The organism is Paenarthrobacter sp. CM16, assembly GCF_013179505.1.
In the GTDB taxonomy this organism is placed as follows: Bacteria; Actinomycetota; Actinomycetes; order Actinomycetales; family Micrococcaceae; genus Arthrobacter.
This window is the reverse complement of the sequence record NZ_JABMCX010000258.1, coordinates 1-6562: the sequence shown is the minus strand read 5'-3', so window position 1 is coordinate 6562 and position 6562 is coordinate 1. Positions and strand designations below refer to the sequence as shown.

Genomic DNA, 6562 nt, shown 5'->3' with positions numbered 1-6562 from the left:
CCTGAGTCTCCGCAACCGGCGGCGGACCCCAGCGAATCCGACGACGCCACCAGGGAGTAGCCGGTGGCTCAAGGGAAACGCGGACGGTACACGTCTTCCCGGAACCGCCGGGCCGGAGAGCGCCACGGACCGGGCCATGGGGTTCAATAGCGGTATGGCTCTGACCTCCCCTTCCGTTGTGTGGCCCGTAGTGCATGAGGAACGCCGTGCCCTGATCCGGGATCTTGAACCTCTCCAGCCCTCCCAGTGGAAGACGCCCTCGCTGTGCCCTGGCTGGGACGTCCATGATGTCCTGGCACACGTGATCGACAGCGCCAAGACCACTCGCCTCGGTTTCATTCGCCGCATGATGGCCGCCCGGATGGATTTCGACCGAGACAACGCCGTGGGAGTCGAGCGCGAAAGAGCCCTCGACCCCGCCAAGACCTTGGTCCAGTTGCAGGCTGTGGTTTCCCGGACATCGGGGCCGCCTGCAGGACTGGCCACCCGGCTGGTGGAAGCTTTCGTCCACGGGGAGGACATCCGCCGCCCGCTGGGGCTGCGCCGTCACTACCCGGCAGCTCATGTCGCCACAGCCCTCCACTACCAGGTGCGCACCACCACCAAAATGGGCGGAGGCAAAGAGGTGGCCGAGGGCTGGCGCCTGGTGGCTACTGACGCATCCTTTGACCACGGGGAGGGTCCCACTGTTGAGGGTTCGGCCATGGCCCTGCTGCTTGCCGTGTCCGGCCGTCCGATCGGGCACGCCGAAGTGAGCGGGCCGGGGGCTCCAGTGTTCCTGCAACGCGTGGGCACCCAGTGAACCCGCGGGCCAAGGCAGCAACCCTGCAGTCCGCCGACGTCGACGTCATGGGCCTGACGGGACGGATTCTCTGGGCCGAAGGCACGCCTCCCCCGGAACCGGGCGCAGAGCCCCGGAACGAGCCTGCGTACATCCTGATTCATGGCATTGGGGTATCGCACAGGTATTTGGCACGGTTGCATGCAGTCCTGGCCGCGAGTGCACCTGTCTATTCGCTTGACCTGCCCGGTTTTGCCGGTACGCCCAAGCCTGGCCGCCAGCTGTCCGTGGAGGATTACGGCGCGTACATTGCGGAGACACTCAAGACCTGCGGCATAGAGTCCTACGTGCTGGTGGGGCACTCGATGGGCGTGCAGTTTGCCATTGAAGCGGCCTTGCATGCTCCGGAGCAGATCAGCCAGTTGGTGCTGATGGGTCCGGTGGTGGATTCCCGGCACAAGAACGTTCGCCGGCAGTCCTTGGCCCTGTTCCTGGACGGATTGCTCCGGGAGAGCCCATCGTCCAACTGGATCGTCATCTCTGATTACTTCAAGTGTGGTCCACGCTGGTACCTCACGGAGCTTCCCGTCATGATGGGTTACCCCACGGAGAAACGGCTGGCCGGAGTACAGGTGCCGGTACTGATTCTGCGTGGAAGCCGCGACCATGTGGCAGGGCCCGACTGGGCGCTGCGGTTGTCGCGGGTAGTCGCGCAGGGTCGTTTGGTGGAAATCCCGGGGGTGGGGCACGTGGCGCAACACATGCGTCCCCAAGCCGTGGCCGAGGCCATTACGACCTTCGTCGCCGCCACGTCGCCAAACCGCTAAGTATCAACGCACGACGCCGGTGCCCGGCTTGGGCCCGGTTGTTGAGTCAGCTGCTCCCGGCTAGGCTGACAAAGCAAGCGCATTAGTAAGTTTGCTTACGAAAGGGCTGATCGTGACCGACAAAGACTCGAATGAACAAACCCAGGGCTTCGGCGCAAGCGGCGCAACCGGGCCGTTTGACACTACGTCCGATGCCGACAGCATCCACGAGGACCCCGACATGCGCCAGGACGAGGACGAGGATCCCGCAGCCTCCGCCAACCCCGACCCCCTCGACGGCAACGTCACGGGCTTGGAACCCGGCGGCGGAGTACCCCCGGGAGAAACCCCGCCGGCCGAGGGCAGCATGAGCAGCGACCAAGGGCACGAAGAGTAACCAGCTGCCACGGCTCAACGTCCAGGCAGTACGGCTACGGCAACCTCAGGATCTCGCCGAGATCGTACGCAACCGGTTCCTCCAACTGTGAGTACGTGCAGCTCTCGGGGGTCCTGTCCGGCCGCCACCTGCGAAATTGGGTGGTGTGCCGGAACCGGTCCCCCTCCATGTAGTCGTACGCCACCTCGATCACCAGCTCGGGGCGCAGGGGTACGAAGGAGAAATCCTTGCCTGCGCTCCACCGGCTTTGGGCGCCGGGCATGCGCGAACCCCCGGCAGACTCGTCCTGCTTGGCCCACTCGCCCCACGGGTGCTCACCGAGGTCCACTTGGTAGGGCTCAAGCTCAGCCACCAGGGCCTCCCGCTTGGCCATGGGGAACGATGCCACCACTCCTACGTGATGCAGCCGACCAGTGTCGTCGTGGAGGCCGAGCAGCATGGAACCAACTACTTTTGCGGTCTTATGCCAGCGGAAACCTGCCACCACGCAATCCGCAGTGCGCTCGTGCTTGGTCTTGAACATCACCCGCTTGTTGGGCTGGTACGCACCATCCAGCGGCTTGGACAGCACGCCGTCCAGGCCCGCGCCTTCGAGTTGCACGAACCACTCCTGCGCCCGTTGAAGGTCAGTTACAGCAGGAGTCACATAGACGGGCGGCTTGGCCTTGGCGAGCGCACTTTCCAGGATGGCCCGACGCTCGGAGAATGGCTTATCCATGAGGTTCTCGTCGCCGAGCGCGAGGATATCGAACGCAACCAGGGACGCAGGAGTCTTCTCGGCCAGCATCCTCACCCGGCTGTCCGCCGGATGGATCCGCTGCTGAAGCACCTCGAACTCGAGCCGCGTTCCCTCGATCAGGATGATCTCGCCGTCGATCACGCATTTGTCCGGCAGGTTCTTCCTGAGAGCCTCCACCACCTCAGGGAAGTAGCGGGTCATCGGCTTCTCGTTGCGGCTGCCAAGGATGATCTCGTCACCGTCCTTGAAGACGATGGTCCGGAACCCGTCCCACTTGGGCTCGTAGTGCCCAACATCAGGAATGGCCGGAACTGACTTGGCGAGCATGGGCGAGACGGGTGGCATCACGGGCAGGTCCATAGACAATGTCTACCTGCAGGTGCCCGCCGAAGCTAGTGTTAGGCCATGGACATCTTGCTCGCGTTGGTTGCAGTGCTTGGCGTTCCCGCCATGCCAGCCCCGAAGCGTAGGTCATAGAACCCTGCCGTTTGGTTAGACGTACCGCCCGTTACATTAATGTGACTTTACTTTCCTGCTCATGTACCGTCGTAGGGCGACCCGTATCTCCGCTGGGCCGCTTCCGGAATGACGCCGAGCTCTGCCGCACTCCGGAATCCGCCAGACCCGCGGCAGAGGCGGGGGACCCACAAGTTCCCGGACTTTTCCAAGTCCTTGGGGTTAAGCCGCTACGGCGGCCGGACGGCCTCGTCCGAACCCGACAGCTAACCTCGAAGGCGTTGAGAGGCAACCACCATGTCCCCAACCATGGATCAGCCGCGCCGCGCCCGAATTGAAGGCGAGCGCACCAAGCCAACCGGACGCCGTCGGGCCCAACCCAGCGGATCCTCCAGCAGCGTGCAGGCAAGTACCGCTGCACCCGAAACTCCCGAAATTTCAGGCACGACGCCGGACACCCCCACTGCGGCCATCTCCAGTGCCGCGACACCCACCACGCGGGCGGCCGCGCGGGCAGCCGAGCGGGAGCGGGCAGCCGAGCAGGAGCAGGCCGCGCAAGCCGAAGCCCGCGTATCCACCACGCCCGGGCCTCCGACAGCCGCCATTCCGATCGTTCAGGCTCCCAAGCAGCCGGCAAACCCCCAACCCACCACCCCGGAGCCGGCCACCGCCGCCATTCCGATCGTTCAGGCCTCCGAGCAGCCCACCAACCCTCAGCCCGCGTCCGAGCCGGCCACAGCCGCCATCCCGATCGTGTCCGCAAACCCGGAGCCTGCAACCACACCCGTGACACGCGTTGCCGCGCCGACCCCCGCTTCGCCGGCCAGGGCTACATCCCCGGCCCCGGCTGCTGCGGCTGCTTCGGCATCGGCCTCACTGGCTAGCCGGAAGGACGTTCGCCAACAGTCGGGCGCTACCACGGGTTCACACTCCGGGCAGGGTTCACAGCCGGGGCCGGGTTCCCGATCAGGATTGGGCGGTTCGTCGCTTACACGCGAACCCCAGGCGGTCCTGGTGAAGGCGGCTTCGGTCAAGCACATGAGCCAGCGCATGGCCGTGGTGGCGGGTGCGCTCGGCCTGGTCCTGACGGCCGGCACCGTGGGGCAGGCCCTCGAGTTGCCGTTCTTCGGCCAGGAGGCACCCGCGCAGGAAGCCAGCGGCGCCGACAGGAATTCGGGTTCCGCATCGCCGGCCCCCAGCGCTTCCTACTCCAGGGCTTCTTCTCCGTCCGCCTCAGCTGCTGCGACGTCGGCGGCCGGCCAACCGGCCACGGTTCCGGAGGCACCGGCGCCAGTGTCGCCGTCGTCCGTTCCCACGCCGAAAGTTTCCTTGGCTGACCCCGTCTGGGTCCCGTCCGCAGTGCCGGCGACCATCGCTGCGGCACCGGGCACCACCAGTCCGGTCCCCACACCGCCGGCTCCGGCACCGGTTCCGAGCGATGTGCCATCGGACACCGTCACCACGCCGCCGGCCACCCCGACGCCAACAACTCCCCCGACCGTTACGCCGAGCCCCAGCCCTACTCCCACCCCCACGCAGACCACCAAACCACGCCCCACGGGCAAGCCCACCGCGTCCACCACGCCGGCGCCCACCCAGTCTGCGCTCGAGCAGATCCTTGACTCCGCAAAGGACGCCCTCAAATGAGCACCCGGCTTCCCCGCATCACCACCCACGTCGGCTGGCACAGCCGGTACTGCAGCAGCAGCACAGCCGCCTTCCGGCGTCGGCTGGGCCGCTGGAGCTGCCAGCGCTTGAGGCGCTCGTAGGGAACCAGGAGCAGCACACGCCAAAAAGGAGGCGGGCACCCACACCGGGTGCCCGCCTCCTTTTGGTTCAACGCTCAGATCCGCGGCCGACCCGCCCAGCGACGGGCCTTCAAAGCGGCATGCAATTCGAGGCGGATCGAGCCGCTGAGTGGGTCAGCACCGATCAGCTGGCGGATCCGTCCCAGCCTGTTGTAGATGCTGCTCCTGTGGAGGTGAAGTTTGGCGGCGACGTCCTGTACTGAACCGTCGCTGTCATACAGCAGTTCCAGGACGGGCAGGAGCTCGCCGTTCTTGTCCTGGTCCTCCAGGGTCCGGAAGTGCACTGAGCCGGTGTCATCCCAGCCGCCCGGCGCCAGGAGACGGTCGAAGAGCTGATAGACGCCCACCGTCCGGCTGTCCACGAGTTCGCCAAGGGGCTGATCGACGGCGGCCGCCTGCGCCGCAACCTTCGACTGCCGGTACGCTCCCGCGAGCTGCCGGATGACCTGGAACGGCTCGCTGATTCCCAGGATCACCCGGTCCACCTTACGGCCGGCACGCTTGGCGAGCTCCAGCTGATAGTGCACCAGTACCTGCGCATGGTCTGCCCGCCCACCGGACTCGCGGAACAGGACCACCGAGTGCGTCTCCGTTCCGGCGCTGAACAACGCGGCATTGACACCGATGGTGGACTGCAGCGCGGCCGAGCGGTGGGTCAGGGTCGCGGCAATGGGATCGACGTCGGACCTCGCACTGTCCGCATCCAGGATGGTCACCAGCTGCCATGGACCACGGCCTTGGATTTCCTTCCATCCGGCCACGGCAGCCACTGCGTTCGATTCGCCGCTGCAGGCCGAGAGGAACTCCTGCTCACGCCTCCGCCGGAACTCCGACTCTGCCGTGTTGGAGTCAAGGAGCAACCCCGCCAACAAGTCCAGCTCATCACGCACGCCGGGCAGTTCGGCGAGTATCGCCGTCGCACTCTGCTCTTCGAGGTCCAGCTGGACCCACAAGTAGCCCACGCGGAACCCGCGGACCAGGAGGGGCACGCAGACGCGGCCCAACATGCCCAGTTCCTCGTTTGCGGGAACCACAACGGGGCGGACCGCTGTGGCGATGCCGTGGGACAGCTGCCAGACGCTGACATCGCCGGGGACCCGTTTGCTCAGGAGGAAGTTCACGCGGACCCGGTCGGCATGGGATTGGTTGGAGCTGTAGGCGAGGAGGACGCCGTCGAGGTCCTCCAGGGAGAGGCCGCGGCCCAGCTTCAACGCCACCCGCTCAACGATCTGCTCCACGTCTTGCTGCATCCTCCAGAGCTTACCAACAGCAGGCGACACCTGACGCTCCATGGCTCGACAAATGTCGAGCCAAATGATGCAGGATCCTTGAATTTACGGGGTTTATCGGCGCCCGCACCTTGGCGTCCATGTCGCCTGCCTCACAGCCGGATTTATTCTGGAATCACAGCCCGCAACACATTTTTCGGCCGAAGAGGCCGCTAACGATGGAGCCCACAGATGATCATCGGCGTCCCCAAAGAAATCAAGAACAACGAATTCCGCGTAGCCATCACGGCCGCAGGTGTCCACGAGTTCCGCACCCACGGACACACCGTTCTGGTTGAGCGCGGCG

The 6562-nt window shown here is 65.7% G+C and carries 6 protein-coding genes, 1 pseudogene and 1 riboswitch; of the genes and pseudogenes, 5 read left to right on the top strand and 2 right to left on the bottom strand.

Annotation, left to right across the window (positions count from 1 at the left end):
- From HP499_RS18770 to HP499_RS18760, 3 genes are all read left to right on the top strand, one after another.
- A partial coding sequence (locus HP499_RS18770; protein WP_309138423.1) for a maleylpyruvate isomerase family mycothiol-dependent enzyme occupies positions 1–802 on the top strand: 802 nt, incomplete at its 5' end.
- 47 nt (positions 803–849) lie between these two features.
- Positions 850–1608 (top strand): alpha/beta fold hydrolase, encoded by a 759-nt coding sequence (locus HP499_RS18765; protein WP_172325687.1) that lies wholly within the window; start codon positions 850–852, stop codon positions 1606–1608.
- Between the two features lie 112 nt (positions 1609–1720).
- Positions 1721–1984 carry a DUF6480 family protein gene (locus HP499_RS18760; protein WP_172325685.1) on the top strand — a complete coding sequence of 88 codons (264 nt, stop codon included), beginning with the start codon at positions 1721–1723 and terminating at the stop codon, positions 1982–1984.
- A 34-nt stretch (positions 1985–2018) separates the two neighbouring features.
- Here HP499_RS18760 and HP499_RS18755 read toward each other — a convergent pair whose 3' ends face one another.
- A complete protein-coding gene (locus HP499_RS18755; protein WP_172325684.1) occupies positions 2019–3083 on the bottom strand; it encodes an ATP-dependent DNA ligase in 1065 nt (354 codons plus the stop codon).
- A 246-nt stretch (positions 3084–3329) separates the two neighbouring features.
- Positions 3330–3474: riboswitch (cyclic di-AMP (ydaO/yuaA leader) on the top strand.
- A gap of 2 nt (positions 3475–3476) precedes the next feature.
- Here HP499_RS18755 and HP499_RS18750 point away from each other — a divergent pair.
- Positions 3477–4826, top strand: a complete 1350-nt coding sequence (locus HP499_RS18750) for a hypothetical protein (RefSeq protein WP_172325683.1) — start codon at positions 3477–3479, stop codon at positions 4824–4826.
- A 196-nt stretch (positions 4827–5022) separates the two neighbouring features.
- On the opposite strand, the gene HP499_RS18745 is transcribed toward HP499_RS18750, so the two are convergent.
- Positions 5023–6237: a CdaR family transcriptional regulator gene (locus HP499_RS18745; RefSeq protein WP_172325682.1), complete on the bottom strand. Its 1215-nt coding sequence runs from the start codon at positions 6235–6237 to the stop codon at positions 5023–5025.
- Between the two features lie 210 nt (positions 6238–6447).
- Between HP499_RS18745 and HP499_RS18740 the strand changes: the two are divergent.
- A pseudogene (locus tag HP499_RS18740) lies at positions 6448–6562 on the top strand (alanine dehydrogenase); the annotation flags it as partial.

What these genes read in the sequence shown, in the direction of transcription:
- HP499_RS18765 (WP_172325687.1), top strand. Translation starts at nt 850, where the DNA reads ATGGGCCTGACGGGACGGATTCTCTGGGCCGAAGGCACGCCTCCCCCG.
- HP499_RS18755 (WP_172325684.1), bottom strand. Translation starts at nt 3,083, where the DNA reads ATGGACCTGCCCGTGATGCCACCCGTCTCGCCCATGCTCGCCAAGTCA.
- HP499_RS18750 (WP_172325683.1), top strand. Translation starts at nt 3,477, where the DNA reads ATGTCCCCAACCATGGATCAGCCGCGCCGCGCCCGAATTGAAGGCGAG.
- HP499_RS18745 (WP_172325682.1), bottom strand. Translation starts at nt 6,237, where the DNA reads ATGCAGCAAGACGTGGAGCAGATCGTTGAGCGGGTGGCGTTGAAGCTG.